This window comes from Bifidobacterium sp. LH_230 (assembly GCF_056357555.1).
The window spans coordinates 1-3174 of record NZ_JBKEWJ010000042.1; the positions used below are offsets into that span (position 1 = coordinate 1).

Consider the following 3174-nt stretch of genomic DNA (forward strand, 5'->3'; position numbering starts at 1 on the left):
CGCGGGCGTCGAACCGGAAGACGACGAAACCCCACAAGCCGACGCGGACTAGGATTTCACGCTCACCACAGGTGAGGCACCACTCCGGATTACGCGCTCATTTTCAAATGAGGCACCTCGGCTAAAAATTCAAAGGCATATTCTGTCTACCTGCTGTTCCGATTTGTCTGTTCCCTGGCGGTTTCTATGTCCACAGTGCTTTCCATCGTGTACCACCTGGAGGTGGTGCAGCTGGATGCTTTCCAGCTTGTCCTGGTAGGGACGGTTCTGGAGACCTCCTGCTTTCTGTTCGAGATGCCCACCGGTGTGGTGGCGGATTTGTATAGCCGTCGGCGCTCGGTGCTGATTGGAATGTTCCTCTACGGCCTGGGCTTTCTGATGGAGGGTGCGCTACCGTGGTTCGCGCCGGTTCTGCTGGCCCAGGTTGTCTGGGGTTGCGGTGATACCTTCATCACCGGCGCTCTGGAGGCGTGGATTGCCTCGGAGGAAGAGGACAAACCCATAGACAAGGTGTTCCTGCGGGGCAGTCAAATGGGGCAAATCGGCGGCGTTCTGGGCGTGGTGCTGGGCACACTGCTGGGAAACATAAACCTGCAAATGCCTATCATCTTGGGGGGCAGTTTGTGCTTGTTGTTGGGGCTGGTGATGGTTCGCATCATGCCAGAAACCAACTTCTCCCCTGCTATTGAGGAACGGCAGGGCTTGCTTAAAGACTTTGTCTGCCTGTTCAAGCTCAACCTGGGCTTTGTGAAAGGCGCACCTGTGTTGCTGGCGCTCTTAGCAATCACACTATGCGGGGGACTTGCCAGTGAAGGCTTTGACCGGCTCTCCACCGCTCATTTTCTGGATGACACGGTAATACCCGTTATCGGGCCGCTGAACAGCGTCACTTGGTTCGGTGTTATCAGTCTTATCGGCAGCGGCTTAGGTATTCTGGCTTCTCAGTTGCTCATCGCCCGCATGGAGAAAAAAGGGACTGTCAGCCGAACCAGTGTGGCCATGTCCACCAGCGCCGGGTATATCCTGTGCCTGGTTCTCTTCGCGGTGGGGCGGAGCTTTTGGTTCATGTTGTTGGTGTTCCTGCTGGCGGGGCTTATGCGCACCATCAAGGAGCCTGTGCTGGCCGCCTGGATGAACGACCAAGTGGATGAGAAAATGCGCGCCACAGTCTTTTCCACCAGCGGACAGCTGGACTCTTTCGGGCAGATCATCGGCGGGCCTATTGTGGGGCTGGTAGCCCAGCAGGTGTCCATACCCTGGGGGCTGGTCTGTACCGCTTTCCTGCTGTTGCCCGCGCTGTTCTTAGTGCCGGTGGCGGGAAAGAAGCGGGATTGATATGGCATAGTTAAGTTTACTGACGAGCGGGAGATTACTTCCGCTCGTCTTCATTTAGTAGCGCAAAATTTGAGGACTCTTTATTTCCTTATTCGGTATAGCGGAGGCGGCTGTCAATTCGACATAATTTTCTTGTGATACTTTACCGTACATGAGCATTGACTCACGGCATATTGGGTGCTCTTCCAACTGTGTTTTGTTGGGTTTGGCAAACACTGTACCTATATCGATGTCTTATTCATTGTGCTGTTTTGATGAAGTCTTCGGCGAGTTGGTTGACGATCTGGTTGCGATGCTGGGCGACGATGCGCTGGTAGTGCTTTATGGCGACCTTCTCGCTGACGTGGCCGAGTTCATCCATGACCTCCCTCAGGGTGCCGCCCTTGAGCATGAGCAGGGTCGCATGGCTCGCTCTCAAGGATTGGAAGGTCAGATCGGGTCGGCCGGCTTTCTCCCTGGCTTTGCGGAACTGGGCTTCCAAAGTGGTCTGGCTCATCACCGAGGCTCGTCTGGGGCGGAAGACCATGGCTTCCTGGTCCGTCCATTCGCAGTGTCTGAGCAGATGGTCGTGAATCAGGGGAACGAGCCCGTCGGGGATGGGTACGGTGCGTCGGCTGGAGTCGGTCTTGGTCCTGGCGATGCGTGTCGAACCGCAATCCGTATAGCCCCTGTTGACGGAATGGCGCACGGTCAGGCGTTTGGCCTTCAGGTCGATGTCCTTGACCTGCAGGCCGCACAGCTCGCCGCAACGGAGGCCTCCGACGAGCGTGGCGAGTATCACCGCCAGTCTCGTGTAGTCGGGCATGTTCTCCGCGATCAGTTTGAGTTCCAGCGGCGTGACCGGCGGAACGTCCTCCCTGGCGGATCGCGGTGCGGGTGGTATGGGCAGAATGAACGGGTTATCACGGATCAGCGGCGGGGAGCCGTCCATGCCCATCTTCGTGGCGCTGGCGAACGCCGCCTTCAGACGCATGCATGAGCGACGGAACGCCCATTGCCCCTCGGGGTGCGGCGCATCGTACCAGCGTTTGATGTCCTTCGGCGTGATCTCGGTCAGGAGCTTGCCCTTGAAGCCCGGCATGAAGTGCGCGATGTCGAGATACAGGTTCCGGCGCGTGCCGCCGGCTATCCTCTCGCCGTTCGGCAGCCGGTATCCCTCCGCCCACCGGGCCACGTAATCCTCGAACGAGATAAGGCTCGCGCGCTTCCTGCGACGGCGTTCGGACGGATGGACCCATTCCTGGATGTTCTTGCGGTCCAGTTCCACCAGATGCCGTTCCTTTTCGAGCCACTGATGCGCCTCATGCTCCATGTCCGGCTTGAACTGACGCTGGACCTTCTTGCCCGGGCGCTTCGGGTCCGGGTAGCGCACCTGCCAGGCGATGAGATTGCCCGCGGCGTCGTAGCGCGGCGTCACGGTGCCGAACCTGCTCCGCCGCTCCGGCGACGGCCCCATACTGTCCTTCTTCGTCCTTGCGGACATGATGATGCTCCTTGTGCTGAATCCAGGATCGATGGCACGCATAACGGCCTCGGAAAAATGCCACCAAAAATGCCACCAAGTGGCCGAATGGGCTCTCGGCGAACCATTGCACCTAAAAATGCACCTACGGCACCTTAGGCATTGCAATCATTGGGGTTTAGGATGATTCGATCACTCGTCACAGGTCGTTTCGACCATCAGCCGCATGAAGATGACGCTAAGGAGCAACACCGCTCGCGTGTCTCGAGGTGCCTCATTTGAAAATGAGCGCGTAATCCGGAGTGGTGCCTCACCTGTGGTGAGCGTGAAATCCTAGTCCGCGTCGGCTTGTGGGGTTTCGTCGTCTTCCGGTTCGA

2 protein-coding genes are annotated in these 3174 nt (G+C 57.9%); one reads left to right on the forward strand and one right to left on the reverse strand.

From position 1 onward, the window contains the following. Positions 1 to 150: 150 nt before the first annotated feature. Positions 151 to 1335: a tetracycline efflux MFS transporter Tet(40) gene (gene tet(40) / locus AC1A0G_RS12155; RefSeq protein WP_033495414.1), complete on the forward strand. Its 1185-nt coding sequence runs from the start codon at positions 151 to 153 to the stop codon at positions 1333 to 1335. Between the two features lie 238 nt (positions 1336 to 1573). Here the strand turns inward: tet(40) and AC1A0G_RS12160 are convergent, their stop codons facing one another. Further along, on the reverse strand, positions 1574 to 2818 hold the full coding sequence (locus tag AC1A0G_RS12160) for a tyrosine-type recombinase/integrase (RefSeq protein ID WP_219070320.1): 1245 nt from the start codon (positions 2816 to 2818) through the stop codon (positions 1574 to 1576). Positions 2819 to 3174 lie beyond the last annotated feature (356 nt).